Origin of the sequence: Blautia sp. XA-2221, assembly GCF_028767025.1 — a bacterium.
Lineage (GTDB): Bacteria > Bacillota > Clostridia > Lachnospirales > Lachnospiraceae > Blautia_A.
The window spans coordinates 1-27000 of record NZ_JAJQXX010000018.1 but is presented as its reverse complement, the minus strand read 5'-3'; the positions used below and the strand labels follow the sequence as shown (position 1 = coordinate 27000).

27 protein-coding genes are annotated in these 27000 nt (G+C 43.2%); 26 read left to right on the top strand and 1 reads right to left on the bottom strand.

What is annotated here, in order from left to right; translation table 11 throughout:
• The 10 genes from LU279_RS12640 (at position 1) to LU279_RS12595 (ending at position 11123) form a co-directional block, all read left to right on the top strand.
• Positions 1-1215 carry a hypothetical protein gene (locus LU279_RS12640; RefSeq protein ID WP_274422844.1) on the top strand — a complete coding sequence of 405 codons (1215 nt, stop codon included), beginning with the start codon at positions 1-3 and terminating at the stop codon, positions 1213-1215.
• Between the two features lie 23 nt (positions 1216-1238).
• Positions 1239-2747 (top strand): sugar ABC transporter ATP-binding protein, encoded by a 1509-nt coding sequence (locus LU279_RS12635; RefSeq protein WP_274422843.1) that lies wholly within the window; start codon positions 1239-1241, stop codon positions 2745-2747.
• A gap of 1 nt (position 2748) precedes the next feature.
• Positions 2749-3696 carry an ABC transporter permease gene (locus tag LU279_RS12630; protein WP_274422842.1) on the top strand — a complete coding sequence of 316 codons (948 nt, stop codon included), beginning with the start codon at positions 2749-2751 and terminating at the stop codon, positions 3694-3696.
• 62 nt (positions 3697-3758) lie between these two features.
• Positions 3759-4796 carry a substrate-binding domain-containing protein gene (locus LU279_RS12625; RefSeq protein ID WP_274422841.1) on the top strand — a complete coding sequence of 346 codons (1038 nt, stop codon included), beginning with the start codon at positions 3759-3761 and terminating at the stop codon, positions 4794-4796.
• 139 nt (positions 4797-4935) lie between these two features.
• Complete coding sequence (locus LU279_RS12620; protein WP_274422840.1) at positions 4936-5364, top strand: RbsD/FucU family protein; 429 nt, start codon at positions 4936-4938, stop codon at positions 5362-5364.
• 192 nt (positions 5365-5556) lie between these two features.
• On the top strand, positions 5557-6861 hold the full coding sequence (locus LU279_RS12615) for a hypothetical protein (RefSeq protein WP_274422839.1): 1305 nt from the start codon (positions 5557-5559) through the stop codon (positions 6859-6861).
• Positions 6862-6963: 102 nt separating this feature from the next.
• Positions 6964-8478, top strand: coding sequence for an FGGY-family carbohydrate kinase (locus LU279_RS12610; RefSeq protein WP_274422838.1), 1515 nt, complete (start codon positions 6964-6966; stop codon positions 8476-8478).
• A 20-nt stretch (positions 8479-8498) separates the two neighbouring features.
• Positions 8499-9467, top strand: a complete 969-nt coding sequence (locus LU279_RS12605) for a Gfo/Idh/MocA family protein (RefSeq protein WP_274422837.1) — start codon at positions 8499-8501, stop codon at positions 9465-9467.
• A gap of 12 nt (positions 9468-9479) precedes the next feature.
• A complete protein-coding gene (locus tag LU279_RS12600) occupies positions 9480-10325 on the top strand; it encodes an L-ribulose-5-phosphate 3-epimerase (RefSeq protein WP_274422836.1) in 846 nt (281 codons plus the stop codon).
• A 102-nt stretch (positions 10326-10427) separates the two neighbouring features.
• On the top strand, positions 10428-11123 hold the full coding sequence (locus LU279_RS12595; RefSeq protein WP_274422835.1) for an L-ribulose-5-phosphate 4-epimerase: 696 nt from the start codon (positions 10428-10430) through the stop codon (positions 11121-11123).
• A 140-nt stretch (positions 11124-11263) separates the two neighbouring features.
• Here LU279_RS12595 and LU279_RS12590 read toward each other — a convergent pair whose 3' ends face one another.
• The gene (locus LU279_RS12590; protein ID WP_274422834.1) at positions 11264-11767 is read right to left on the bottom strand and encodes a heme-degrading domain-containing protein; all 504 of its coding nucleotides are present in this window, start codon (positions 11765-11767) and stop codon (positions 11264-11266) included.
• Between the two features lie 190 nt (positions 11768-11957).
• On the opposite strand from LU279_RS12590, the gene LU279_RS12585 reads away from it, so the two are divergent.
• The 16 genes from LU279_RS12585 to LU279_RS12510 form a co-directional block, all read left to right on the top strand.
• Positions 11958-12209, top strand: coding sequence for a helix-turn-helix domain-containing protein (locus LU279_RS12585; RefSeq protein ID WP_022066567.1), 252 nt, complete (start codon positions 11958-11960; stop codon positions 12207-12209).
• Between the two features lie 128 nt (positions 12210-12337).
• Positions 12338-13183, top strand: a complete 846-nt coding sequence (locus LU279_RS12580) for a CvfB family protein (RefSeq protein ID WP_274422833.1) — start codon at positions 12338-12340, stop codon at positions 13181-13183.
• A gap of 10 nt (positions 13184-13193) precedes the next feature.
• Positions 13194-16661 (top strand): DNA polymerase III subunit alpha, encoded by a 3468-nt coding sequence (locus LU279_RS12575; RefSeq protein ID WP_274422832.1) that lies wholly within the window; start codon positions 13194-13196, stop codon positions 16659-16661.
• A 91-nt stretch (positions 16662-16752) separates the two neighbouring features.
• Positions 16753-17760 (top strand): 6-phosphofructokinase, encoded by a 1008-nt coding sequence (pfkA, locus tag LU279_RS12570; protein WP_274422831.1) that lies wholly within the window; start codon positions 16753-16755, stop codon positions 17758-17760.
• 54 nt (positions 17761-17814) lie between these two features.
• Positions 17815-18594: a TrmH family RNA methyltransferase gene (locus tag LU279_RS12565; protein ID WP_274422829.1), complete on the top strand. Its 780-nt coding sequence runs from the start codon at positions 17815-17817 to the stop codon at positions 18592-18594.
• Positions 18595-18632: 38 nt separating this feature from the next.
• Positions 18633-19082, top strand: coding sequence for an NfeD family protein (locus tag LU279_RS12560; RefSeq protein WP_330684680.1), 450 nt, complete (start codon positions 18633-18635; stop codon positions 19080-19082).
• Between the two features lies 1 nt (position 19083).
• Positions 19084-20049 carry an SPFH domain-containing protein gene (locus LU279_RS12555; RefSeq protein ID WP_274422828.1) on the top strand — a complete coding sequence of 322 codons (966 nt, stop codon included), beginning with the start codon at positions 19084-19086 and terminating at the stop codon, positions 20047-20049.
• A 46-nt stretch (positions 20050-20095) separates the two neighbouring features.
• Positions 20096-21097 (top strand): ornithine carbamoyltransferase, encoded by a 1002-nt coding sequence (argF, locus tag LU279_RS12550; protein WP_274422827.1) that lies wholly within the window; start codon positions 20096-20098, stop codon positions 21095-21097.
• Positions 21097-21891 (top strand): biotin--[acetyl-CoA-carboxylase] ligase, encoded by a 795-nt coding sequence (locus tag LU279_RS12545; protein ID WP_274422826.1) that lies wholly within the window; start codon positions 21097-21099, stop codon positions 21889-21891. The genes argF and LU279_RS12545 overlap by 1 nt, the downstream gene beginning before the upstream one ends.
• A 119-nt stretch (positions 21892-22010) precedes the next feature.
• Positions 22011-22409 (top strand): DUF6145 family protein, encoded by a 399-nt coding sequence (locus tag LU279_RS12540; RefSeq protein ID WP_274422825.1) that lies wholly within the window; start codon positions 22011-22013, stop codon positions 22407-22409.
• Between the two features lie 9 nt (positions 22410-22418).
• Positions 22419-23405, top strand: coding sequence for a tRNA dihydrouridine synthase DusB (dusB, locus tag LU279_RS12535; RefSeq protein ID WP_334305590.1), 987 nt, complete (start codon positions 22419-22421; stop codon positions 23403-23405).
• Between the two features lie 186 nt (positions 23406-23591).
• Positions 23592-24074, top strand: a complete 483-nt coding sequence (greA, locus tag LU279_RS12530; protein WP_022066556.1) for a transcription elongation factor GreA — start codon at positions 23592-23594, stop codon at positions 24072-24074.
• 61 nt (positions 24075-24135) lie between these two features.
• Positions 24136-26085, top strand: coding sequence for a lysine--tRNA ligase (lysS, locus tag LU279_RS12525; protein WP_274422823.1), 1950 nt, complete (start codon positions 24136-24138; stop codon positions 26083-26085).
• A 239-nt stretch (positions 26086-26324) separates the two neighbouring features.
• Complete coding sequence (locus LU279_RS12520; protein ID WP_009263257.1) at positions 26325-26561, top strand: DUF6462 family protein; 237 nt, start codon at positions 26325-26327, stop codon at positions 26559-26561.
• Positions 26562-26594: 33 nt separating this feature from the next.
• Positions 26595-26852: a DUF6462 family protein gene (locus tag LU279_RS12515; RefSeq protein ID WP_009263256.1), complete on the top strand. Its 258-nt coding sequence runs from the start codon at positions 26595-26597 to the stop codon at positions 26850-26852.
• Positions 26831-27000 (top strand): ParA family protein (locus LU279_RS12510; RefSeq protein WP_274422865.1); only part of this gene is annotated, 170 nt, incomplete at its 3' end. The genes LU279_RS12515 and LU279_RS12510, both read left to right, overlap by 22 nt.

The following is a 27000-nucleotide window of genomic DNA, read 5'->3' as shown; positions in this document are numbered from 1 at the left end:
ATGACAGAAAAAATGAGGATGGCAGAACAAGCCCTGGAACAGGGCGGCGGGATTTTACGTCTGGCGCCTACATGGGTTCCCCGTTCATTTTGCAGACCTGGAAAAAGAATCAAGCTCCACCCGGATGATTACTTTATTCTGGGACAGAGAGGCGGAATTGATGAGAGATGGTTTTCTTCTACAACATGGGCAGAGAATGGTCCGGACACTCCGGAAGATGAAGGATTAAGCTACGTTGTTGTAGATGAAGAGGGGAAAGACAGAGTTCTTCTAAGGGATGTGGTTGAGCTTCTTGGAGCAGAGATTATTGGAGAAGCTCTCTGGAGCAAATATCACAGATGGGCAATGTTTTCCAAGTTTTTTGATAATGCTGGTCCTTTGCCCCACCATATTCATCACAGAACAGAGCATGCAGCCAGGGTTGGCGCAGCAGGAAAACCGGAAATGTATTTTTTCCCTTCTCAGATGAATAATCATGGAGGTGAATTTCCTTTTACGTTTTTTGGTTTTAATCCGGAAACAACAAAAGAAGAGGTGCTTGAAGCGCTGAAAAAATTTCCGAAAGGAGATAATAAAATCCTTTCTCTGGCAATGGCTTACAAATTAGACCCTGATACAGGATGGGATGTACCACCGGGAGTTATGCATGCACCGGGAAGCCTTTGTACTTATGAACCGCAGTTTGCATCGGATGTATATGCGATGTATCAGTCAGTTTTGATGAATGGGCAGATTGTTGGAGAAGATCTCCTCTGGAAAAATACCCCGGAGGAAGAAATCGGTAATTATGAGTATCTGCTTGATGTGATTGACTGGGAGAAAAATGTAGATCCGGAATTTCATAAGCACCGTTTTATGAGGCCGATTCCAGTGAAACCCGTAGAGGATATGCGGGCAGATGGTTATATAGAGGAATGGATTTGTTATAAATGTGAGACGGTCAGCGCCAAGCGTCTGACGATTCTTCCGGGACGGAGCGTTACTATTAAAGACCATGCTCCATATGGTCTGATCTGTCTGGAGGGACATGGAACATTTGGCAAATGGGAAATAGAATCTCCTGCGTTGATCCGTTATGGCGAACTGACACATGATGAGTATTTTGTTACAGAAAAAGCAGCAAAAGAGGGGGTAGTAATAAAAAATCCTTCCTCTACCGATCCGATTGTCATACTGAAGCATTTTTCAGATAATCCGGATCTGATCATTCAATAAAGACTTAAAGGAGGAGAAGAATTTTGGCAGGTAAATACGTACTGGAAGCCACAGGAATTATGAAATCTTTCTCCGGAGTGACTGTTCTTAATGGCGCAGAATTGTGTATTGAGCCCGGTGAACTTCATGCACTGATGGGAGAGAATGGTGCAGGAAAATCCACATTAATGAAGATTATCATGGGTATTTATACAAAAGATGCAGGAAAGGTAATGCTGGATGGAAAGGAAGTAGAATTCAAATCAGCCAGGGATGCCCTTGATGCCGGCATATCCATGATTCATCAGGAGCTGAGTCCGATTCCGGAGATGACAGTTGCAGAGAATGTATTTCTTGGCAGGGAACAGAAAAAAATAAAAGGTCTGCCTTTTGTAGATAAGAAAGAGTTAAACAGGAAAACACAGGAGCTTCTTGAAGAATATAATCTGGAGCAGTTTATCAGACCATCTATGAAAATGAAGGATCTGAATATTGCACAGATTCAGATGATGGAAATTATTAAGGCTGTTTCTTATAATTCAAAAGTCATTATTATGGATGAACCTACCTCATCTCTTTCGGAAAAAGAGACGGAGACACTTTTTGAGATTATTGACAGTCTTCGGAAAAAAGATGTGGGAATTATTTATATTTCTCATCGTATGGAAGAGGTATTCCAGCTGGCTGACCGTGTTTCTGTTCTTCGTGACGGACAGTTTATAGGATGCGTGAAAGTTGCAGATGCATCCAGAGAACAGCTTATAAACATGATGGTAGGACGTGAGCTGGAAGGGGGATATCCGAGAAACACCGCCCAAAAAGGTGAAGTTGTACTGGAACTGAAAAATTTTACCAGAAAAGGCGTTTTTGAAAACGTAAATCTGAAAGTGCATGCAGGAGAAATCCTCGGTATGGCAGGTCTTGTAGGCGCCGGACGAAGTGAGGTAATGAAATCTCTGGTGGGATATGATCCTCTTGATACAGGAGAAATTTATCTGGACGGACAACAAATATCGATCAGACATCCTCATGATGCGATCAGACATCATATTGTCATGGCTTCTGAGGACAGAAAAGAACTTGGATTAGTACTTTGCCGGAGTATTAAGGAAAATGTATCGCTTCAGAACTTTGACAAGCTTTCAAGTGCATCCTTTATCCAGAAAATAAAAGAAAAAAAGATGGCATCTGAATATACAGAAAAGATGTCTACAAAAATGAATGGTATTGATGATCTGGTATCAAGTCTTTCCGGTGGAAATCAACAGAAGGTTGTGCTTGCAAAATGCCTGCTGTCAGACCCCAAAGTGCTTATTATGGACGAACCTACCAGAGGAATTGACGTAGGTGCCAAGGCTGCTATATATAAGATCATGGTTGGACTGGCAGAACAGGGAATTGCAATTATAATGATTTCCTCAGAAATGCCTGAATTGATTGGAATGAGTGACAGGATCATAGTTATGTCAGGCGGCAAGATCAGAGGCGAGCTGGAGGGTCAGGAAGCGCAGTCTCAGCAGACAATTATGAATTTAGCATTTGGAGGAGAATAAAATGGCACAGAAAAAAGATATGGGCAAAATTCTGAGGCAGTTTGGTCTTGTGTTTGTGGCTCTTATTATCATTATTTTTATGAGTATAACATCAGATGTATTTTTGACAAGTCAGAACATTATAAACATTCTGAGGCAGATTTCCATTAACGGTATTCTGGCAGTAGGTATGACATTTGTTATTCTGACAGGAGGCATTGACCTTTCCGTAGGTTCTGTAGTTGCTATTACAGGCGTTATTGTAGGCTCTCTTTTACAGAGCGGTACAAACTGGTTTCTTGCAAGCCTTGCAGCGCTGGCAATTTCCATGGTCTGTGGAGCTATTAATGGCTGGTTGATTTCTTATGTGGGATTTCAGCCGTTTATTGCAACGTTATCAACAATGACTATTGGAAGAGGGTTCGCACAGGTATATTCCAATGGAAAACCTTATACAATTTCGGATCCGTCCTTTAAGGTGATCGGCCAGGGAAATTTCCTGGGGATACCGGTACCGATCATCCTTCTTGTAATTTTCTGTGTGATCGGAATGATCATTTTGACAATGACAACGTTTGGACGTTACGTATTTGCAATCGGCGGAAACATTAATGCGGCAAAGCTTTCCGGTGTACGGACTCAGAGAGTTCAGTTAATGGTTTATGTTTTGTCTTCTGTATGCGCATGGATGGTTGGTCTGATCCTGGCAGCGCGTATCAGTTCCGGACAGCCCACTGCAGGAGAGTCTTACGAGATGGATGCCATTGCGGCGACAGCGATTGGCGGAACCAGCATGAATGGAGGTATTGGTTCCCTGACAGGAACTATCTGCGGTTTTGTAATTCTCGGACTTCTGCAGAATTCCATGAACCTTATGAACATTAATTCTTTCTGGCAGCAGATCGTAAAAGGACTTCTGATCATTATTGCAGTATTTCTTGATATGAGAACAAAGGGAAAGAAAAATTAATAAAAATGAACTTAATATCGTGCAGATATAAAAAAATACAATTATTCAAGGAGGAATCAGAAATGAAAAAACAGATTATCGGTGGTTTACTGGCAGTATCAATGGTAGCTTCTATGGGAACAATGAATGTGGCAGCCGCAGAAAAAGACAATGCGGACATTAAAATCGGATTTTCTTCAAAAGATAATTCAGATACTTTTGTAGCTGCAATTGCAGATGCAGCGGAGGCGAGAGCGAAAGAGCTTGGCGTAGAACTTCTGATGTATGACGCCGGTGGTGATGTAAATAAACAGATCAGTGACTGTGAGACTCTTCTTGCGGCAGGCGTAGATGCGCTGGTAGTAATTCCTCAGAGCGTGGAGGGAAGCGCGCCGGTAGTAGGAATGGCAAATGATGCAGGCGTTCCGATTATTGTAGATAATGGAGATATCGGAGATACCAATTATACAGCGTTTGTAGGATGTACAGACCAGGAATCCGGAGAGCTTCTGGGAAAATGGTTTATTGAAGAATCCGGTCTGAAGGAAGGCGATAAAGTAGCTATTATTGAAGGACCTATGGGACAGTCCGGACAGGTTGGACGAATGGCAGGATTTGAGGAGGTCGGACTTCTGGATTATTTTGACGTTGTGGCAACTCAGACAGCAAACTGGAAACGTGATGAAGCAATGGCGCTTGCGGAGGACTGGATCACAACTTATGGTGAAGATCTGAAGGCTATTATCTGTGAAAACGACGATATGGGTATGGGCGCTCTTTCAGCGGCTCAGGCAGCAGGTCGTGATGATATTATCATTGGCGGTGTAGATGGTCTTGAGGATGCTGTACAGGCAGTAAAAGATGGAACTTATGGAGTAAGTGTTCTTCAGGATTCAGCAGGACAGGGAGCTACAGGCGTTGATGTTGCAGTTGCAGCAGCAAAAGGAGAAGAAATTGCAAAGGATACAAGAATCCCATTCCGTCCTATCACAAAAGACAATGTTGACGCTTATCTGGAAGGCGGCGTAGAAGCTATTTCCGGTGATGATGCAGAAACAAAGGAAAAAGCAACAGAGGAACAAACCGAAGAAAAAGCAGCAGAAGAGGAAAAGGCTGAATAAGTAAAAAAGAATATAAGACCTGAATGATAAGAGCAAGGCACCGCTGGCAAAGAAAATAATGGAAAGGACTTTGCGGCGGTGCTTTGTGCGCTGAAAATCCGGTATATTCTTCCGGAAAACAGCAGAAAGGAGTGCTGATATGCTTAGAAATATTCCCAAAATTCTTCCGCCGGAGCTGGTTAAAACTATGATGGAAATGGGACATTCAGATGTGCTGATCATTGCAGATGCTAATTTCCCGGGGACGGCTCATGCAAAAAAAATAATCCGTATGGACGGTATTATGATCCCGGAACTGCTTGAGGCAGTGCTACAGCTGTTTCCGCTGGATAATTTTATAGAAAATCCAGTACGTCTTATGAGAAACCTTCCCACAGAGCCGGTTCCGGAAATCTGGGAAACTTATCGGGATCTGCTGAAAAAATATGACAGAGATGATGCCTTTCATGATTTTGAATTTATTGACAGACTTCCGTTTTATAAAACTGCAGAGGAGGCTTTTGTGATCGTTCAGACAGGAGATGAATCACGGTATGGAAATATTATCCTGCAGAAAGGAGTCTGCTAAGCGTTGATGGACTATCAGGAATGCATTTTGATGATAAGGAGCTTGGTTTTCTGAAAAGCTTTACAGCCGGGTTTCTTACAAACTGCGGCCTGAAAGTGGCAGGCGCGCCCTGTGAATATGAGGGAGAATTTTAGGCAAGAAAAGAATTCAAGGAATTAAAGAAAAGGATAGAAAAATAAGGAGGCAGAAATAATGACAGAAAAAGAACTGATTATTAAGGCGGGAGAAGAATTAGACGCAAAGCTTGCTGAGGCGAAGAAAACAGGAAATCTTGTGGTAAAAGATGCAACAGAGGATGAAAGTGTGATCAGATCCACATTTGAAAAAGGAGAAGGAATTTTCCGACTGTTTCCGGCATTTGTACCCAGAAGATTTGGAAAAGCAGGACGCAGGCTGAAACTTCATCCAGATGATTATTTTGCTTTTGGAATGGCAAGAGGTTCCATTACTGAAAGATGGTTTGCATCAACAATCGCAGCGCAGAACGGTGAAACAGCCAAAGCAGATGAGGGTATGGCTTATGTATGCGTGGATTATGACAGTGATGAGAAGTTTTCACTGAGAAATGCAGTGAAGGTTCTGGGAGAAGAGCTGGTTGGAAAAGAACTGATGGAGAAATATAATGGATGGCCAATGTATTCCAAGTTTTTTGATAATGAAAATCCGTTATTCCATCATCTTCATCTGACTTTTGAAGACGCAGCGCGAGTAGACAAGCTTGGAAAACCGGAATGTTATTATTTCCCAAAACAGTTGAACAATTATTTTGGGGAAGCCAATTATACATACTTTGGATTTGATCCGGATGTAGATCCGGAGGAAATCAAAGACCGGATCAGAAGTTTTGAAGATGATGATACCAGAATTACTGATCTTTCAAGAGCTTACAGGATTGAGCTGGGAACAGGCTGGTACACTCCGGCAGGTGTGATTCATGCGCCGGCTTCTGTTCTGACATATGAGCCTCAGTGGAATTCTGATGTAAACTCTGTTTATGAAAATATTGTTTCCGGAGAAGTTTATCCGCCTGAAATGCTGGATGAAGAACTTCCTGAGGATAAAAAAGATGTGGAGGACGTATTTAAGCTTCTTGACTGGGAGAAGAATGTGGATCCTCATTACAGAAAGCATTATTTCCGCAGACCGGTTGTGGAAACAGAGACAGAGCAGTATGTTCAGAAGTGGATAACCTATGCGAATCCATACATTGCAGCAAAGGAACTGACTGTTAATCCGGGACAGACAGTGACCATCAGTGACGGAGCTGCATATGGATGTATTTTTGTTCAGGGGCATGGAAAATTTGGAGTTTATGATGCAGAAGCGCCTACACTTCTTCACTTTGGACAGCAGAGTACAGATGAATTTTTTGTTTCTGAGCAGGCTGCAGTAAAAGGCGTTACTATTACAAATACCAGTCAGGTAGAACCTCTTGTTGTATTAAAGCATTTCGGACCAAATTGTCCGGGCGTACCGCAGGAAGTGCCGGAAAAATAAGACGTAAAGTAAAAGCTGTTATATACAGTGTTGTTTCAGAGACAGCCCGGAATGCCAGGAAAAGTAAGTATTCCGGGCTGTGTCTATAGCAGGAGGAAAAGTATGAAGTATTTGGTAGGAATTGATAACGGAGGAACCTTTTCAAAGGCTGCCATTTTTGATGAAGAGGGAAATCAGATTTCAGTTGCCAGTGTTCCAACAGAAACTCTGACACCAAAACCAGGATACACAGAAAAGGATCTGAATGAACTGTGGAAGGTAAATGCACAGGCTGTTCGTCAGGCGATAGAAAAAAGTGAAATTGATCCTTCGGATATTGCAGGTGTTTCTTTTTCCGGTGCGGGAAAAGGACTTTATATGGTCGGTTATGATGGAAAACCCTCTTACAACGGTATCATGTCCACGGACACAAGAGCCTGGGAACAGGTGGAAAAATGGTATCGAGATGGAGTTAATAAAAAAGTTTACGAAAAAACTTTTCAGGAAATTCTTGCAGTTCAACCGGTAAGTCTTCTGGCCTGGTTCAGAGATAATCAGCCGGAGGTTCTGGAGCGCACGAAATATATTTTTGCAGTAAAGGATTATATCCGGTATATGCTGACCGGAGAAGCCTACAGTGAATATACAGATTGTTCAGGCGGAAATCTTGTGAATATGGTAACAAAACAGCATGACAGAGAGCTGATGGCTCTGTACGGGCTGGAGGATTGTTATGACAAGCTCCCTCCTCTGAAATATTCGGCAGAGATTTGTGGATATGTGACCAGAGAAGCCAGTGAACAGACGTTGCTTCCGGAAGGAACACCAGTTGCAGCAGGAATGTTTGATGTAAATGCCTGTGGTATTGCGTCAGGACTTTCAGATGAAGAACAGATGTGTATGATTGCCGGAACCTGGAGCATTAATGAATTTATTGGAAAGAAGCCAGTGACAAATGGAACCGTTGATTTGAATTCCATGTTCTGTATGCCGGGATATTTCCTGATCGAGGAAAGCAGTCCTACGTCAGCCGGAAATATGGAGTGGTTTATCCGCAACCTAATGAATTATGAAAAGGCAGAGATAGAGGAACGAGGTGGTTCCGTCTATGATATTACAAATGAGTGGGTATCTTCTATAGAACCTCAGGATAATAATGTGATTTTTCTTCCATTTCTTAACGGGTCAAATGAAGATGCTCTTGCAAAGGGAACTTTTGTGGGTCTGACTGCCTATCACAACAAAAAGCATATGCTCCGGGCGGTTTATGAGGGGATTGTATTTTCTCATGTGACCCATGTGAAAAAGCTTCTGAGAAACAGAACAGCGCCAAAGAGTATCCGGCTGTCCGGAGGGGCTGCCAATTCAGATGTATGGGTTCAGATTTTTGCAGATGCACTTCAGATTCCCATTGATGTTGTGGGAGATAAGGAACTGGGCGCTCAGGGCGCGGCTATGGCAGCGGGAATTGCAGCCGGCATATATAAGGATTATCAGGATGCTGTCAGCCGTACGGTAACAATAACAAAAACTGTATATCCAAGACCGGAATATAAAGAAATCTACGAGAGAAAATATGCGGCATACAGGGCTGTAATAGACGGCCTTTCGGGAGCATGGGAATATTTTAAAAACTGATACAGGAGGCAAGAAACATAATGAAAATGGCGATTATGGGAGCCGGAGCTATTGCAAATAAAATGGCGGCAACAATTATAAAAATGGAGAAAGTAGAAGCATATGCCATTGCGGCCAGAGATCAGGATAGGGCAGAGACTTTTGCCGCTCAGTATGGATTTACCCGGGCATATGGATCTTATGAAGAAATGCTTGAGGATCCGCAGGTGGATCTGGTTTATATTGCAACACCTCATTCTCATCATTATAAATGTGTGAAAATGTGTCTGGAAGCAGGAAAAAATGTACTCTGTGAAAAATCTTTTACGGTAAATGCGGAACAGGCAAGAGAGTTATTTTCTGTTGCCCATGAGAAAAAGCTTTTTCTTACGGAAGCTATATGGACAAGATATATGCCGTCAAGAAAAATGATCAATGACATTATTGACAGCGGTGTGATCGGAGAAGTCACCTCTCTTTCTGCCAATCTGGGGTATGAACTCAGTCAGGTTACAAGAATCTGGGATCCAAAACTTGCAGGGGGCGCTCTTCTTGACGTAGGCGTTTATCTTGTGAATTTTGCCAGAATGGTATTTGGAGAAAAGGATGCGGAAATTCATACATCGGCTGTTTTTAGAAACGGTGTCGATATGATCGATAATATAGATATGATTTTTCCGGACGGAAAAACAGCGTCTATGCAGTGTAACGTTCATGGCGCTCTTAATCGTGCAGGCGCAATTTTTGGAACAAAGGGATACATAGAGATCACCAATATCAATAATCCGGAAAAAATCACAGTATTTAATGACCAGTACCAGGAAATCGCTTCCTATCTTCCTCCTGAACAGATTACCGGGTATGAGTATGAGGTGGAAGCGTGTGTACGTGCACTTGAAAACGGTGAGCTGGAATGTGAAGAAATGCCCCATGAAGAAACAATTCGTGTAATGGAGATTATGGATGGGATCAGAAAGGAATGGGGATATGAAATCCCTGTTCAGGAATAAGGGAGTATACATATGAGAGCATATACATTGGGATTATATGAGAAAGCTATGCCCCATACTCTTACCTGGAAAGAAAAACTGGAAGCTGCCAGAGCAGCAGGATATGATTTTGTGGAGATCAGTATTGATGAAACGGACGAAAAACTCGCAAGACTTGACTGGAGCAGAGAAGAAAGACAGAAACTGGTAGATCTGATGTATCAGACGGGAATCCCTGTTCGCACCATGTGCCTCAGCGGTCACAGAAAATATCCTATCGGAAGCAGTAATCCTGAAACTTGTGCCAGGGGCATGGAAATTATGGAAAAGGCCATTCAGCTTGCGGATGATCTGGGAATTCGTATTATACAGCTTGCCGGATATGATGTTTATTATGAGGAGTCTACCTTGGAAACCGTAAAGCACTTTGGGGAAAACCTGAGAAAGTGTGAACAGATGGCAGCCAGAGCAGGGATTGTCCTTGGTTTTGAGACTATGGAAACGGAATTTATGAATACGGTAGAAAAGGCAATGAAGTATGTACACAGTATTGATTCTCCATATCTGGGGGTTTATCCGGATATGGGAAACATTACGAATGCGGCAAAAACTTATGGTACAGACGTTCTGGAAGATATCCGTACAGGAGCAGGCCATCTGGATGCAGTCCATTTAAAAGAAACAGTTCCGGGAGTTTTTCGGGAGGTTCCTTTTGGAAAAGGACATGTGGATTTTCCGGCAGTGATTCATGAAACATGGAAAGCAGGAGTCAGAAGATATGTAACAGAATTCTGGTATACCGGGAATCCCTGCTGGAAGAATGATCTGGATTTTGCAGCAGGGATGATGCGGCCGATTCTTGATGCACAAACAGTGTAACGATGATACTTTTTTCAGAAAAATATTGGTTTGCCGTAAAGAAAAGTATATACTGTAGTCAGGTGTTTTTTTGGTATAAAACATATTCAGGAGGAGAAAACAATGCTGGAAAAATTAAAAGAGGAAGTTTATAAGGCAAATATGGATCTGCCCAAATATGGACTTGTAACATTCACCTGGGGAAATGTCAGCGGAATTGACAGGGAAAAGGGACTGTTTGTAATTAAACCAAGCGGGGTGGACTATGATAAACTGACTCCGGAAGACATGGTAGTGGTTGATCTTCAGGGAAATAAGGTGGAAGGAAAGTATAATCCGTCCTCTGATACAGCTACTCATGTGGTTCTTTATAATGCATTTCCGAATATCGGGGGGATTGTACATACGCATTCTTCCTGGGCCACAAGCTGGGCTCAGGCCGGAAGAGGGATTCCCTGTTACGGAACAACTCACGCAGATTATATTTACGGAGAGGTTCCATGCGTTCGTAACCTGACAAAAGAGGAAATTGAGGAGGCCTACGAGAAAAATACAGGCGTTCTGATCGCCGATTATTTTAAGGATAAGGATTATGAGGCTGTTCCGGCAGTTCTCTGTAAAAATCATGGTCCTTTTACCTGGGGAAAAGATGCTCATGAAGCAGTGCATAACGCTGTGGTTCTGGAGGAAGTAGCAAAAATGGCAAGCCGCTGCGAACTTATTAACCCACAGGTAAAACCGGCGCCTCAGGAACTTCAGGATAAACATTATTACAGAAAACACGGTGCAAATGCATACTACGGACAGAACGATAAATAAAATTTTTATGCAGGATGTAACTATATAAAAAGTGAACAGATGTATTTTGGCAATATATTGCCGGATATAAAAAACAGGCTTCTCGGTTTTCGGGAAGCCTGTTTTTTAGGTGCAGAGAATTCTGAATCTGTTTTTTATATTTATTTATCCGGCAGAGTATAAAGAACATCAGGAGCTTCCGGACAATGCAGAAAATCTTTCAGACAGTCAATGATAAACTCATGATCGGCAATATGATACAGATTGGAGGCAATGATGGTTCCGAGTACAGCATTACTTTCCTTGACACGTATCGGAAATCCTCCGCCGCACAGGGCATAATCGGCTGTTGAAAGACCATGGTTCTCCAGGGTATCCTGATCCTGCTCAAAGGTAAGCGCAGACAGAAGAGAACTGCGCTCCATCAGGGATACCGTATTGAATTTACGTTCCATCCATTTCTGATTCAGGAGGTTCGTGCCGTCAGGACAGTGCTGGAATACAATGCATCCGTTATTCATACGGATGGATATGGCAATGGTAATGTTTTGTTTTTGCGCACAGGAAACCATAAATATTCCAAGTTCGTAGGCAGTGCTGTGATTGAAAATTGGGAATTGAAGAAGTTCCTCCTGTTTTTTCAGAATTTCAATATTTTTGTCCATTACATATTCCTCCTTGTTGAGTAGGGAAAATCAAAGAAAAAGGTTTTTCTGAATATATTATACAAGAATCTTTTTATGTCAGCAAGAGAAAATCTTGTTGTCTGCTGAACTTTAGCATATCTTTCCGCAATATGTGTGGTAATGTCAGGAAAATTACTGAAGATTACCACATGTCAGGGAGTTTGCATACATGAAGATTTACGATTATCAGGGAAAGAAAAATGTCAGCGGCGACATGATCCGTCAACTGCGGGTAAAGAACCGGATGTCCCAGAATGATCTGGCGGCAAGGGTTCAGGTAGAGGGCGTGATGCTGGAGCGGGACAGTATCAGCAGAATAGAAAGCGGAACAAGATTTGTTGCGGATTATGAGCTGTTTGTATTTGCAAAAGTTCTTGGAGTAGATGTTGCATCCTTGCTGGAATTTCAGGAGAAGAAGTAGAGACTGCCGGAAACGGCAGTTTTTTCTGTTATTTAAAGTTGTTTTATGATACAATAACACTCATAAAGCTGCTGGTTTATATCAGATGCGTAAGAACGATATTCAGAAGCATATTTTGGAGGATTATAATGATAGAAATAGGAAAAAAACAGAAGCTCCTTGTAGTAAAAATCGTGGAATTTGGAGTTTATCTGGCAGAAAATAAGGAAGCGGATGCAAAAAATCGTGTGCTTCTTCCGGCAAAGCAGGTGCCTCAGGGAACAAAAGAAGGCGACTGTCTGGAAGTATTTATTTATAAAGATTCACAGGATCGTCTGATCGCCACAACAAGAGAGCCTGTGCTTACAGTAGGACAGACTGCTGTTCTGAAGGTGCGCCAGGTAACAAGAATCGGCGCTTTTCTTGACTGGGGACTGGAAAAGGATCTGCTTCTCCCTTATCATGAGCAGACTGTCCGGGTAAGAGAAGGACAGGAATGCCTGGTAGCTCTTTATGTGGACAAAAGCAGCCGTCTGTGTGCAACAATGAAGGTATACCCATATCTTGAGAAAAAATCTCCTTATAAAGAAGGCGATCAGGTAAGGGGACGTATTTATCAGGTGAGCGATAATTTTGGCGTGTTTGTGGCAGTTGACGACAGATTTTCCGCATTGATCCCTGCAAGGGAGGCTACAGGAAAATACCGTCCGGGAACTGTTATGGATCTTCGTGTTTCCGGAGTTAAGGAAGACGGCAAGCTGAATGTGTCCGATCGCCAGAAAGCCTATATTCAGATTAATGAGGATGCGGAAAGCGTTCTTCAGATTATTGAAGAGTTTGCAGGTGTGCTGCCGTTTGATGATAAGGCGTCACCGGAGGTTATAAAAAGAGAGTTCGGGCTCAGCAAAAATGCTTTTAAGAGAGCGGTAGGACATCTTCTGAAAGAAGGAAAGATAGAGATTAGAGACCGGAGGATTTATCAGACAAAGAAATAAGGAGCGGATTATGAATTTTACACATCTTCATGTTCATACAGAATACAGTCTTCTGGACGGTTCCAATAAGATCCAGGAATATGTGGCCCGTGTAAAAGAGCTGGGGATGGACAGTGCGGCTATTACGGATCACGGCGTTATGTATGGAGTGATTGATTTTTACAGAGCTGCAAAGGCAGCAGGGATCAATCCCATTCTGGGCTGCGAGGTTTATGTGGCGCCGGGGTCCAGATTCGACAGAGAGGCGGGAAGCGGTGAGGATCGTTACTATCATCTGGTGCTTCTTGCAGAAAACAATCAGGGCTACAGTAATCTGATGAAGATTGTTTCCAAAGGCTTTGTAGAAGGATTTTATTATAAACCCAGGGTAGATATTGAGGTTCTGGAAAAGTATCATGAGGGAATTATTGCTCTCAGCGCCTGCCTGGCAGGCGAGGTAGCCAAGTATCTTACAAGAGGAATGTACGAGGATGCAAAAGCTGCCGCGCTTCGGTATCAGGATATTTTTGGAAAAGGAAATTTCTTTCTGGAAATGCAGGATCATGGGATCCCTCAGCAGCAGACTGTAAATCAGCAGCTTCTTAAAATGCACAAAGAAACAGGAATTGATCTGGTAGTTACAAATGATGTGCATTATACTCTGGCGGAGGATGCCCAGCCTCATGATGTTCTTTTGTGTCTTCAGACAGGAAAAAAGCTGGCAGATGAAAACCGTATGCGATATGAAGGAGGGCAGTATTATGTGAAATCTCCTCAGGAGATGGAAATGCTGTTCCCTTATGCCACAGAGGCTCTGGAAAATACTCATAAAATTGCAGAGAGATGTCATGTGGAAATTGAGTTTGGAGTGACGAAGCTTCCCAAGTATGATGTGCCGGAAGGCTATACTTCCTGGGAATATTTGAATAAGCTCTGTTTTGAGGGACTTGAAGAACGTTATCAGCCTGTTACCCAGGAACTTCGGGAACGTCTTGACTATGAGCTTTCCACCATAAAAAATATGGGTTATGTGGATTATTTCCTTATTGTATGGGACTTTATCAAATATGCCCGTGACAATGATATTATGGTAGGACCGGGGCGAGGATCTGCGGCAGGAAGTCTTGTGGCTTATACTCTGGGGATTACCCAGCTTGATCCTATCCGCTATGATCTTCTTTTTGAGAGATTCCTGAATCCGGAACGAGTTTCCATGCCTGATATTGACGTGGACTTCTGTTTTGAGAGACGGCAGGAGGTCATTGATTATGTTGTTCGAAAATATGGAAAAGACCGGGTAGTTCAGATTGTAACCTTTGGTACTCTGGCTGCCAGAGGTGTGATCCGTGACGTAGGGCGGGTGCTTGATATGCCCTATGCTCAGGTAGACGCTATTGCAAAAATGATTCCGCAGGAATTGAATATTACCATAGACAAGGCTCTTCAGATGAATCCTGAGCTTCGCAAAGCTTATGAAGAGCAGGAAGATATCCACGGGCTGATCGATACGGCGAAACGACTGGAGGGGCTTCCCAGACATACGTCCATGCACGCTGCCGGCGTAGTGATCAGTCAGAAGGATGTAGATGAATATGTACCTTTATCCAGAGCGCAGGACGGATCCATTACCACCCAGTTTACCATGACTACTCTGGAGGAACTGGGACTTCTGAAAATGGATTTCCTGGGACTTCGTACTCTGACAGTAATTCAGAATGCAGTCCATCAGATTGAGAGGACAACCGGAAAGCTTCTGGATATGCAGCAGATTGATTATAACGATAAAAAGGTTCTTGATTCCCTGGGTACAGGAAGATCAGATGGTGTGTTCCAGCTGGAAAGTGCGGGGATGAAAAACTTCATGAAAGAGTTGAAGCCGCAAAGTCTTGAGGACGTGATCGCCGGTATTTCCCTTTACCGTCCGGGTCCGATGGATTTTATCCCTCAGTATATCCGTGGAAAAAACCGTCCGGATACCATCAGTTATGACTGCCCTCAGCTGGAACCTATTCTGAAACCTACTTATGGCTGTATTGTATATCAGGAGCAGGTTATGCAGATCGTTCGGAATCTGGCAGGTTATACTCTGGGCAGAAGCGATCTTGTGCGCCGTGCCATGTCCAAGAAAAAAGCTTCTGTTATGGAAAAAGAGCGGCAGAATTTTGTGTACGGAAATCCGGAGGAAGGAGTTCCGGGCTGTATTGCCAATGGGATTCCGGAAAAAGTAGCTAATAAGATTTATGATGACATGATCGACTTTGCAAAATATGCATTTAATAAATCTCATGCGGCTGCCTATGCTGTGGTTTCCTATCAGACTGCTTATCTGAAGTATTATTATCCGGTAGAATTTATGGCTGCGCTTATGACATCCGTAATAGAAATGCCTAATAAGGTTTCTGAATATATCCAGGTATGCCGTCAGATGAATATTAAGATTCTTCCTCCGGATGTAAACAGTGGTATTTATGGCTTTTCTGTGGATAATGGAGCGATCCGCTATGGGCTTTCTGCTATTAAGAGCGTGGGACGGCCTGTGATCGAGGCTCTTGTGGAGGAACGTGAAAACAGAGGTCCGTATCTGTCACTGAAGGATTTCATCCAGAGACTGACAGGAATTGTGAATAAAAGAGCAATCGAGAATTTTATCAAAGCAGGAGCAGTTGACTGTCTGGAGGGCAATCGAAGACAGAAAATGACCGTCTACGCGCAGATTGTGGACAGCATCGCCCAGGACAAAAAGAATACAGTTGCCGGACAGATGAGCCTTTTTGATTTTGCGGAAGAGGATGTAAAAAAGGATTTTGAGATCCGTATGCCTGATGTGGGAGAATACGATAAGGATACGTTGCTTTCCTATGAAAAAGAGGTTCTTGGTATTTACCTCAGCGGACATCCTCTGGAACGTTACAGCAGTATGATGGAAAAAATGATCTCTGCAAAAACAACAGATTTCCAGGCAGATGAAGAAGGTGGGATTCCAAAGATCACAGACGGCCAGAAAGTGATCGTAGGCGGAATGATCGCGGATAAAACAATCAAATATACAAAAACTAACAAGGTCATGGCATTTTTCACTCTGGAGGATCTTGTGGGAACTGTAGAGGTTGTTGTTTTTCCCAGAGATTACGAAAAATGGCAGAAATATCTGAATGAAGATGCAAGAGTTTTTGTTCAGGGGCGTGTGGATGCAGGTGATGACAGAGCCTCCAAGCTGATTCTGGAAAAAGTACGTTCTTTTGATGAAATGCCAAAAGAAGTGTGGATCCAGTTTAAAGACAGGAATGATTATGCAGGAAATGAGGAAGAACTTCTGAGAAATCTGCGTTCGACTCCGGGAAACAGCAGTGTTGTGATCTATCTGAAGGATGTCAATGCCATGAAGAGACTTCCGGCAGGATATCACGTGCAGATCACCGATTCCTGGACAGAAGAGATGAAGAAAAAATATGGAAGCTCCAATGTTAAAGTTGTAGAAAGAGTATTGAAAAACTTCTGAAAATGCTATAAACTATAAACCGAATATGTGTAAAACAGAAGGGATTTTTTGCTCTGAAAGCAGAAAATCCGGAAGATGGAGGAATGGAATCATGGCAGAAAAAACGATAAAAACCATCGGTGTACTGACCAGTGGCGGAGATGCGCCGGGAATGAACGCTGCGATCCGTGCTGTTGTAAGAAGAGGATTAAGCAGCGGTTTAAATGTAAAAGGTATTTATAAAGGCTATAATGGTCTTTTAAATGAAGAAATTGTAGATATGTCTGCAAAAGATGTATCTGACACGATCGAACGTGGCGGTACAATCCTGTATACAGCGCGCTGTTCAGAATTCCGTACGGCAGAGGGGCAGCAGCGTGGCGCTGAGATCTGCAAAAAGCATGGAATTGATGGTCTTGTTGTTATTGGTGGAGACGGCTCTTTCGCAGGAGCTCAGAAACTTGCAAATCTCGGAATCAACACAATCGGCGTACCGGGAACCATTGATTTGGATATTGCATGTACGGAATACACCATTGGATTTGATACAGCTGTAAATACAGCAATGGAAGCCATTGATAAGGTGCGTGATACCTCCACATCTCATGAGAGATGCAGTATCATTGAAGTTATGGGACGTAATGCAGGATATCTTGCAATGTGGTGCGGTATTGCCAATGGCGCAGAGGATGTTCTGATCCCGGAAAAATATGATTATGACGAGCAGAAACTGATCAATAATATTATTGCCAGCCGTAAGGCAGGAAAGAAACATCATATTATTATCAATGCAGAGGGTATCGGTCATTCTGAAGCGATGGCGAAACGTATTGAAGCAGCTACAGGAATCGAGACACGTGCCACTATCCTGGGTCACATGCAGAGAGGTGGAAGCCCTACATGTAAGGACAGAGTATATGCATCTATGTTGGGTGCGCTTGCAGTCGATCTTCTTGTTGCGGGCAAAAACTGCCGTGTTGTAGGCTATCGCCATGGAGAGTTTGTTGATTTTGACATCAATGAGGCTCTTGCGATGAATAAAGATGTTTCTCCGTATATGTGGGAGATCTGCAATTCACTTTCTCATAATTATGATAAACATTCAAAAAATAAATTATGATACAACGGAGGCTACCGTCAGGCGGCCTCTATTGTGTATAAAAAGGAGATTTCCATGATCACCAGTTTACAGAATAATCAGGTAAAAAATATCATGAAACTGAATCAGAAGGCGAAGGCAAGACGGGAACAGGGACTCTTTATTGCAGAAGGAAGAAAGATGTTTCTGGAGGCGCCTCTTCACTGGATCGAAAAGGTTTATGTTTCAGAGACTGTGGAAAAACAGGACGCAGAGGTGATGGAAAAAGCTTCCCGGACAGAGTGGGAGACGGTAACAGATTCTGTTTTCAGACAGATGAGCGATACCCAGACACCTCAGGGGGTTATGACTGTTCTTCGGAAGCCGTCTTATGAGCCTGAAACTATTCTGAAAGGAAAAAAACCTCTGATCATGGTTCTGGAAGATCTGCAGGATCCGGGAAATGCGGGAACCATTTTCCGTACCGCAGAAGGAGCAGGCGTGGATGGTATTTTTCTTACAAAAACCTGCGTGGATATTACAAATCCCAAAGTGATCCGTGCTACAATGGGATCAGTATACAGAATGCCTTTTGTATATGTGGAGGATGTGGTATCTCTGAAAGAGATGATCCAGGACACAGGAATCCGTTTTTTTGCCGCACATCTGCAGGGTAAAAATGCCTATCATGAGGAAGACTATACCGGGGGAACTGCTTTTCTCATAGGAAATGAGGGCAAGGGACTGACAGAGGAAGCTGCAGGAGCGGCGGACTGTCTGATCCGGATCCCCATGTGCGGTCAGGTGGAATCTCTGAATGCAGCGATGGCTGCCGGTATCTTGATGTACGAGGCGGCAAGACAGCGAAGAGGTTAAGTATACCTCTGAAATACTTTGTGGAAGGGAGGAATTTCATGGAGTTCGTTATGGAGCCGTTTATGTGGCTTGGAATCGTGGCGCTTTTTCTGATTATTGAAGCTTTTACGGTAGGTCTGACAACGATCTGGTTTGCAGGCGGCGCTCTGGTGGCGGCGATTGCTTCAGGTCTGGGGGCAGGTCAGGCAGTTCAGTGGATCCTGTTTTTTGCCGTGTCAGTAATACTTCTTATTTTTACCAGGCCACTGGCAGTCCGGTATATGAACAGAGGAGTGGAGCGTACGAATGTAAACAGTCTGATCGGAGAAAAGGCAGTTGTTATCCAGGAAATCAGCAATCTGGACCAGACCGGACAGGTGAAGGTAGGAGATGTGGAATGGATGGCAAGAACAGAATCTGATGAAATGAAGATTCCGGAAAAAGCAGTGGTGGTGATCAAAGCGGTACAGGGTGTAAAACTTATTGTAGAGGAAGTAAAGGAGGGTTAATATGACATTTCTTGTTTTCATTGTTATTGTAGGAATCATTGCGTTGCTGGTAGCAGCATCCTGCATCAAGATTGTTCCGCAGGCGTATGCGATTGTTCTGGAACGTCTTGGCGCATATAAAACAACATGGAATACAGGTATCCATTTTAAAATGCCTTTTATTGAGCGTGTTGCCCGCAGAGTTAATTTAAAGGAGCAGGTAGTGGATTTCCCGCCGCAGCCTGTAATTACCAAAGATAACGTAACCATGCAGATCGATACGGTTGTGTTTTTCCAGATCACAGATCCGAAGCTTTTTGCCTACGGTGTGGAAAATCCGATCATGGCAATCGAAAATCTTTCTGCAACAACACTCCGTAATATTATCGGTGATATGGAACTGGATGAAACTCTGACTTCCCGTGAAGTGATCAATACCAGAATGCGCGCATCTCTTGATGTGGCTACAGACCCGTGGGGCATCAAGGTCAACAGAGTAGAGCTGAAAAATATCATTCCTCCTGCAGCAATCCAGGATGCAATGGAAAAACAGATGAAGGCAGAGCGTGAACGCCGTGAAGCGATCCTTATTGCAGAGGGCGAAAAAAGATCCACAATCCTTGTTGCGGAAGGTAAAAAACAGTCTGCGATCCTTGATGCAGAGGCAGAAAAACAGGCAGCTATCCTTCGTGCCGAGGCACAGAAAGAGCGTATGATCAGAGAGGCGGAAGGACAGGCGGAGGCAGTTCTTAAAGTTCAGAACGCCAATGCAGAAGGTATCCGAATGATCCGTGAAGCAGGCGCTGACCAGGCAGTTCTTACTCTGAAGAGTCTGGAAGCATTTACAAAAGCAGCAGACGGAAGAGCAACAAAGATCATTATTCCTTCCGAGCTTCAGGGACTGGCAGGTCTTGCTACATCTCTGAAGGAATTTGTTACAGATGATAAAAAAGAGCTTCTGGAGAAAGTAGTTCTGGATCAGGAATGATCTGAAATTTTTACAGGAGCAATCAGATAAAAGAGGAGAGAGGATTATGAATTTAAAGGGACGGAATTTCCTGACACTGAAGGATTTTACACCGGATGAGATTCTGTATCTTATTGATCTTGCAGCAGATCTGAAGGGAAAGAAAAAAGCCGGAGAGCTTCATGAGTATTATAAAGGAAAAAATATTGCGCTTATTTTTGAAAAAACAAGTACAAGAACCAGATGTGCTTTTGAAGTAGCTGCTCATGATCTTGGTATGGGAAGCACTTATCTGGATCCTTCAGGTTCCCAGATCGGTAAAAAAGAAAGTATTGCAGATACAGCCAGAGTTCTTGGCAGAATGTATGACGGAATCGAGTACAGAGGCTTTGGACAGGAAGTTGTTGAAGAACTTGCCGCTCATGCGGGAGTGCCGGTATGGAATGGACTGACAAATGAATATCATCCAACACAGATGCTGGCTGATATGCTTACGATCCGTGAGCATTTTGGGGAACTGAAAGGAATCCGTCTTGTATACATGGGCGATGCCCGCTATAATATGGGAAATTCTCTTATGATCGCCTGTGCGAAGCTGGGAATGCACTTTGTTGCCTGCACCTCCAAAAAATATTTCCCGGATAAGGAGCTTGTAGAACTTTGCCGCACCTATGCTGCAGAGTCAGGAGGAACCATTACTCTTACAGAAAATGTAGAAGAGGGAACCAGAAATGCAGATGTTATTTATACAGATGTGTGGGTATCCATGGGAGAGCCTGACCAGGTATGGGAAGAGCGTATCCGTGACCTGACTCCTTATAAGGTAACAAAGGAAGTTATGAAAAATGCCGGAGAGAAAGCAATTTTCCTTCACTGCCTTCCTGCTTTCCATGATCTTAAAACAAAGATCGGAAAAGAAATGGGCGAGCGCTTTAATCTGACAGATATGGAAGTAACTGACGAGGTATTTGAATCCCCGCAGTCCCTTGTGTTTGACGAGGCAGAAAACCGTATGCACACGATCAAGGCTGTGATGGTTGCCACTCTGGGCCAGCCGGAGAACAGATAATGTATGATCAGGAAACAATTTTAAAAGAAATCAGGACAAAATGGGCGGGCAAAACCGTCCATTTTGCAAAAGAAACAGACTCTACCAACGAATGGGCAAAAAGGCTGTCCAGGGAGGGCGCGCAGCATGGAACTCTTGCTGTGGCAGAATTCCAAAACGCAGGAAAAGGCCGGCTGGGAAGACGCTGGCAGGCTCCGGAGGGCAGCTCTGTCATGATGTCTCTTCTTCTGAAACCTGAGTTTGAACCGCAGTATGCATCTATGCTGACTGTGGTTATGGGATTGAGCGTTGCTCAGGCAGTGGAGAAGCTGGGAGTACAGGTATCGATTAAGTGGCCAAATGATGTAGTAATGTCCCGCAGAAAGATCTGTGGGATTCTTACGGAAATGGGGCTGAACGGAAATAAAATACGGGAAGTTGTCATTGGTGTGGGGATTAATGTAAATCTAAAAGAAATTCCCACAGAACTTCAGGATAAGGCAACCTCTCTTTATCTGGAAACAGGAAAGACATATGACAGGGTTCAGGTTCTGGCTCGGATTCTGGAAAGCTTTGAAAAAAATTACGAGAAATTTATCCGGACCTGTGATCTTTCCGGAATGATAGAGGAGTACAATCAGCTTCTGGCAAACAGAAACCAGCCTGTCCGTATTCTTGATCCGAATCATCCGTGGGAAGGCACGGCTCTGGGAATCAACCAACAGGGAGAACTTCTGGTAAGGGATGAACAGGGAAAAATCCAGATCGTCCGTGCCGGAGAAGTATCTGTAAGAGGTCTGTACAGTTATGTGTAATGTGATTTTCAAATTCACACAGAAGAAACATATTCTGTAAATGGTACAGGGATAAGTCGTTGCTGTGAAGATCGTGAACAGTAACGAAATAAGAGAAACATCAGGAGGAATATTCAGGAATGTATCAGGATAAAATCGTGCTCTGCGGCGCCAGTGCCTATGAGCAGAAATATTATTTTAATCAGGATTTCAGCTCTCTGCCGGATGCTGTAAAGCAGGAACTTCAGATTATGTGTGTTCTTTATACGGAAGATATCGGCGGAATTCTGACGCTGGAGTTTGATGAAGAAGGAAATCTTCAGTTTAAGACAGAGGCCCTTGACGCAGACGCCATGTATGACGAAATTGGAAGCGTATTAAAGATCAAGCAGCTTCAGAGTGAAAAAAGAGAACTTCTGGAATCCCTGGAAATGTACTACCGTGTATTTTTCCTCGGAGAAACACCGGAAGAGGAAAGCACTGGTGAATCAGAGGATTCGGGGAAAAAATCTGTGGATCCTGTGGAAAACGGAGACTAATCCATGGATATGAGGTGGAAAATCGGTCAGGTTGAAATAGAAAATCCGTTTGTACTGGCTCCTATGGCAGGAGTGACAGACCTGCCTTTTCGAAAGCTTTGCAAAGAACAGGGGGCAGGACTGCTCTGCACAGAAATGGTCAGTGCAAAAGCAATCTCCTTTCATAACAAAAATACAGCAGCCCTTATGGAAATCGACCCTTCAGAGCATCCAGTATCTCTTCAGCTTTTTGGCAGTGAGCCGGAGCTGATGGCTGAGGTGGCAAAAAGTATTGAAGATCAGCCCTTTGATATTCTGGATATTAATATGGGCTGTCCGGTGCCAAAGGTTGTAAACAACGGAGAAGGGTCTGCGCTTCTGAAAAATCCGGAGCTGATCAGAAAGATTGTAACTGCTGTTTCACAGGCAGTGAAAAAACCGGTTACAGTAAAAATGAGGATAGGATTTGAGGGATTTCCTGTAGATCCGGTAGAGATTGCCAGGATCATGGAAGATTCCGGCGCGGCGGCTATTGCAGTTCACGGAAGAACAAGACAGCAGTATTATTCCGGGCATGCAGACTGGGATACAATCCGCAGGATCAAGGAGGCGGTATCTGTTCCGGTAATTGGAAACGGAGATGTGGATTCTCCGGAAAAAGCAGAAGCTCTTTTGAAAGAAACCGGATGTGATGCTGTGATGATCGGACGGGCAGTTCGTGGAAATCCGTGGATCTTCCGGGAAATGGTCCATTATTTTTCTACAGGAGAGAAGCTGGCAAGACCGTCTGCAGAGGAACTCAGGGAAGAAATTCTTCGTCATGCCCGCTGGCAGATCGAGAAAAAAGGAGAATTTACAGGAATACGGGAAATGAGAAAGCATGTGGCCTGGTATACGGCCGGAATGAGACACAGCGCAGGACTCAGAAGAGAGTCGAATCTTATTTCCGGTTATCAGGAGTTGGAAGCGCTTTTGGACCGTATGACAGAACAGAATCAGAGGGATCAAGCGCAATAAAAAAGGTGCCGGATTTTCGCCTGAAACAAGGGGGAATCAGGCGCTTTTTTGCTTGACAACAGAGGCATATTTGGGTATAATACTGAAATTGTGAATATCCTAGAATAAGACTGCCTTTTTGGCGGTATTATGTATCTGGGAGCTGATGTCCAATAGTCTACGGATATTGAAAGGGAGTAAGGTAATATGGAAGAAAAGAAAAACTTACTAACCTATGCAGGACTTAAAAAATTAGAGGAAGAGCTGCATGATTTAAAGGTAGTAAAAAGAAAAGAAGTAGCTGAAAAAATCAAAGAAGCCAGAGAACAGGGCGATCTTTCGGAGAATGCAGAGTATGATGCAGCGAAAGATGAACAGAGAGACATCGAAGCACGTATTGAAGAAATTGAAAAAATACTGAAAAATGCAGAAGTCGTTGTTGAGGATGAGGTAGATCTGGACCGTATCAGCGTTGGCTGTAAGGTTAAAGTCCATGACTATGACTTTGAAGAAGATATGGAATTAAAAATTGTAGGTTCCACAGAGGCAAACAGTCTGGAAGGCAAAATCTCCAATGAGTCTCCGGTAGGAAAAGCGCTGATCGGCGCTCACACAGGAGATATTGTGGAAGTTGAAATGCCTGCGGGAATCATGAAGTACAAAGTTCTGGAAATCCAGCGCAACGTGTAGCGAGGAAAGAAAGCACGAACGAAGTAAACACAGAATATTTACAAAACAAGGAGGTACGGAAGTGGCAGAGCAGAAGAAGCAGCAGGAACAGGATCTGAACCAGTTGCTGAAGGTCCGCCGGGAAAAGCTGGCAGATCTGCAGGCAAACGGGAAAGACCCGTTCAAAATCGTAAAATATGATGTGACACATCATAGCCAGGAAATTAAAGATCATTTCGATGAGCTTGAAAGTCAGACAGTTACAGTAGCGGGCCGTATGATGTCCAAACGTGTAATGGGAAAAGCTTCTTTTTGTCATGTACAGGATCTGGAAGGAAGTATTCAGTCCTATGTGGCAAGAGACAGTCTGGGAGAGGAAGCTTATAAGGATTTCAAAAAACTTGACGTAGGTGATGTGATCGGCATCAGAGGAGAGGTTTTCCGCACAAAAACAGGCGAGATCTCTATCCATGCTGCAGAAGTTACTCTTCTGTCCAAGAGCCTTCAGATCCTTCCGGAGAAATTCCATGGTCTGACAAACACAGATCTCCGTTACCGTCAGAGATATGTGGACCTTATCATGAACCCGGAAGTAAAGGATACTTTCATCAAACGTTCTAAAATCTTAAGCGCTATCCGTACTTATCTGGCTGGCGAGGGATTTATGGAAGTAGAGACTCCTATGCTTGTTTCCAATGCAGGCGGAGCCGCTGCAAGACCTTTTGAGACACACTTCAATGCTCTTGACGAGGATCTGAAGCTTCGTATCTCTCTGGAACTTTATCTGAAACGTCTTATTGTAGGCGGACTGGAAAAAGTATATGAAATCGGACGTGTATTCCGTAATGAGGGACTTGATACCCGTCATAATCCGGAATTTACACTGATGGAGCTTTATCAGGCATATACAGATTACCACGGCATGATGGATCTGACAGAAAATCTTTACCGTTATGTTGCACAGGAAGTTCTGGGAACAACAAAGATCAGTTATAACGGAATTGAGATGGATCTGGGTAAACCGTTTGAAAGAATTACCATGCTTGATGCTGTTAAGAAGTATTCCGGTGTAGATTTCAATGAGATCCATACTCTGGAAGAAGCAAGAGCTGCAGCAGACGAGCATCATGTACAGTACGAGGAACGCCATAAGAAAGGCGATATCCTGAATCTGTTCTTTGAGGAGTTTGTAGAGGATCACCTGATCCAGCCGACCTTCGTTATGGATCATCCGGTGGAGATTTCTCCTCTTACAAAGAAAAAACCGGAAAATCCGGATTATGTAGAGCGTTTTGAGTTCTTTATGAACGGCTGGGAAATGGCAAATGCATATTCCGAGCTGAACGACCCTATTGACCAGCGTGAGCGCTTTAAAGCACAGGAAGAGCTTCTGGCACAGGGAGATGAGGAAGCAAACACTACAGATGAAGACTTCATGCATGCTCTGGAGCTTGGTATGCCTCCTACAGGAGGAATCGGATTCGGAATCGACCGTATGTGCATGCTTCTTACTGACAGTCAGGCGATCAGAGATGTACTGCTTTTCCCGACAATGAAGAGCATGGGAGCCGCAAAGAATGAAGCTAACAATGCTGCACAGTCTGCTCCGGTTGAAAAAACAGTGGAAAAAGCAATTGCTGAAGTGAAAGAAACATACGATTTCTCTAATGTAGAAGTGGAACCATTATTCAAAGATATGGTTGATTTCGATACATTCAGCAAGTCAGATTTCCGTGCTGTAAAGGTTAAAGAATGTGAAGCAGTTCCAAAATCTAAGAAGCTTCTGAAGTTCGTATTAGACGACGGAAGTGGCGTGGATCGTGTGATTTTAAGCGGAATTCACGATTATTACGAGCCAGAATTCTTAGTAGGAAAGACATTGCTTGCAATCACAAACCTTCCACCACGTAAGATGATGGGAATTGATTCTTGTGGTATGATCATCTCCGCTACACACCTTGTAGAAGGAAGAGAAGGACTCAATGTTTTGATTCTTGATGATAAGATTCCAGCAGGAGCAAAATTGTACTAAGTGAGTAAAAATACTTCGCAATTTGACAACAAAAATTTTCTTTGACAACAATTTGACAACAAATTTGTATTCCAACATGAATCATCATGAAGAATGGTGATTAGTTGTCAGTAATACTACTCCAACAATATAGATTGTTGAGGGCACTTTTTGAAAGAAAAATCTTTCAGAGAGTGCCCTTTTTTTATTCATTAACAATGTCCGTTGTGGTCGAGTAAAAGCTGAAAGGAGAAACAGATTTGAAAACAGAAGATATGTACTATAACCAACAGAAGCGTTCAGAGGTAAAAGAAGAAGCCCGTCGACTTAGAAGAAAATTTCTTCGTTATCAACAAGCAGAAATCGTATATAGCCTGTCACATAAAAAGTTGATGGAACTTGCAAATGATGCGGGTGCGATTTACAGAATGGATGGAATCGTTTTGATAAACAGAGAAATCTTTGATGAATATCTTGAACAATTTCATGAAAAATAAGATGACAAAATCGGAGAAAGGAATTTACTTGAGATGCATGGAAAGGTATGGATGTTTTCTAATCTTATTGATGATGAAGATATAGAATTTATGCAACATGAATTTATAAGTTATAAACAAGCTATGGATTATTATGAGCTTGGATATAAGCCAATCGTAAGATTATCTCACAAGGCAGGAGCAGTTTATAAGATTGGAAAAAAAGTTCTAATTAAGCGAAGCACATTTGAAAAATATCTGCGGAAAAATATCAGAAGGGAGAAAGAAGAATGGGAAAGGTTATTTCAGTAGCAAACCAGAAAGGCGGAGTTGCAAAAAGTACAACGACTTTAAATCTTGGAGTTGGGTTGGCAAGACAAGGGAAAAAAGTGTTATTGATTGATGCGGATCCACAGGGAAGTTTAACTGCAAGTCTTGGATATGTAGAACCGGATGATAT

Excerpts from the sequence above, each read along its gene's own strand:
- LU279_RS12540 (WP_274422825.1), top strand. The coding sequence starts at position 22,011 with ATGTATCAGGATAAAATCGTGCTCTGCGGCGCCAGTGCCTATGAGCAG.
- LU279_RS12580 (WP_274422833.1), top strand. The coding sequence starts at position 12,338 with ATGATAGAAATAGGAAAAAAACAGAAGCTCCTTGTAGTAAAAATCGTG.
- LU279_RS12565 (WP_274422829.1), top strand. The coding sequence starts at position 17,815 with ATGATCACCAGTTTACAGAATAATCAGGTAAAAAATATCATGAAACTG.
- LU279_RS12590 (WP_274422834.1), bottom strand. The coding sequence starts at position 11,767 with ATGGACAAAAATATTGAAATTCTGAAAAAACAGGAGGAACTTCTTCAA.
- LU279_RS12560 (WP_330684680.1), top strand. The coding sequence starts at position 18,633 with ATGGAGTTCGTTATGGAGCCGTTTATGTGGCTTGGAATCGTGGCGCTT.
- LU279_RS12585 (WP_022066567.1), top strand. The coding sequence starts at position 11,958 with ATGAAGATTTACGATTATCAGGGAAAGAAAAATGTCAGCGGCGACATG.
- LU279_RS12545 (WP_274422826.1), top strand. The coding sequence starts at position 21,097 with ATGTATGATCAGGAAACAATTTTAAAAGAAATCAGGACAAAATGGGCG.
- LU279_RS12555 (WP_274422828.1), top strand. The coding sequence starts at position 19,084 with ATGACATTTCTTGTTTTCATTGTTATTGTAGGAATCATTGCGTTGCTG.
- LU279_RS12575 (WP_274422832.1), top strand. The coding sequence starts at position 13,194 with ATGAATTTTACACATCTTCATGTTCATACAGAATACAGTCTTCTGGAC.
- LU279_RS12625 (WP_274422841.1), top strand. The coding sequence starts at position 3,759 with ATGAAAAAACAGATTATCGGTGGTTTACTGGCAGTATCAATGGTAGCT.
- LU279_RS12620 (WP_274422840.1), top strand. The coding sequence starts at position 4,936 with ATGCTTAGAAATATTCCCAAAATTCTTCCGCCGGAGCTGGTTAAAACT.
- pfkA (WP_274422831.1), top strand. The coding sequence starts at position 16,753 with ATGGCAGAAAAAACGATAAAAACCATCGGTGTACTGACCAGTGGCGGA.
- LU279_RS12595 (WP_274422835.1), top strand. The coding sequence starts at position 10,428 with ATGCTGGAAAAATTAAAAGAGGAAGTTTATAAGGCAAATATGGATCTG.
- dusB (WP_334305590.1), top strand. The coding sequence starts at position 22,419 with ATGAGGTGGAAAATCGGTCAGGTTGAAATAGAAAATCCGTTTGTACTG.
- LU279_RS12515 (WP_009263256.1), top strand. The coding sequence starts at position 26,595 with ATGCATGGAAAGGTATGGATGTTTTCTAATCTTATTGATGATGAAGAT.
- LU279_RS12610 (WP_274422838.1), top strand. The coding sequence starts at position 6,964 with ATGAAGTATTTGGTAGGAATTGATAACGGAGGAACCTTTTCAAAGGCT.
- LU279_RS12605 (WP_274422837.1), top strand. The coding sequence starts at position 8,499 with ATGAAAATGGCGATTATGGGAGCCGGAGCTATTGCAAATAAAATGGCG.
- argF (WP_274422827.1), top strand. The coding sequence starts at position 20,096 with ATGAATTTAAAGGGACGGAATTTCCTGACACTGAAGGATTTTACACCG.
- LU279_RS12600 (WP_274422836.1), top strand. The coding sequence starts at position 9,480 with ATGAGAGCATATACATTGGGATTATATGAGAAAGCTATGCCCCATACT.
- LU279_RS12615 (WP_274422839.1), top strand. The coding sequence starts at position 5,557 with ATGACAGAAAAAGAACTGATTATTAAGGCGGGAGAAGAATTAGACGCA.
- LU279_RS12630 (WP_274422842.1), top strand. The coding sequence starts at position 2,749 with ATGGCACAGAAAAAAGATATGGGCAAAATTCTGAGGCAGTTTGGTCTT.
- greA (WP_022066556.1), top strand. The coding sequence starts at position 23,592 with ATGGAAGAAAAGAAAAACTTACTAACCTATGCAGGACTTAAAAAATTA.
- LU279_RS12640 (WP_274422844.1), top strand. The coding sequence starts at position 1 with ATGACAGAAAAAATGAGGATGGCAGAACAAGCCCTGGAACAGGGCGGC.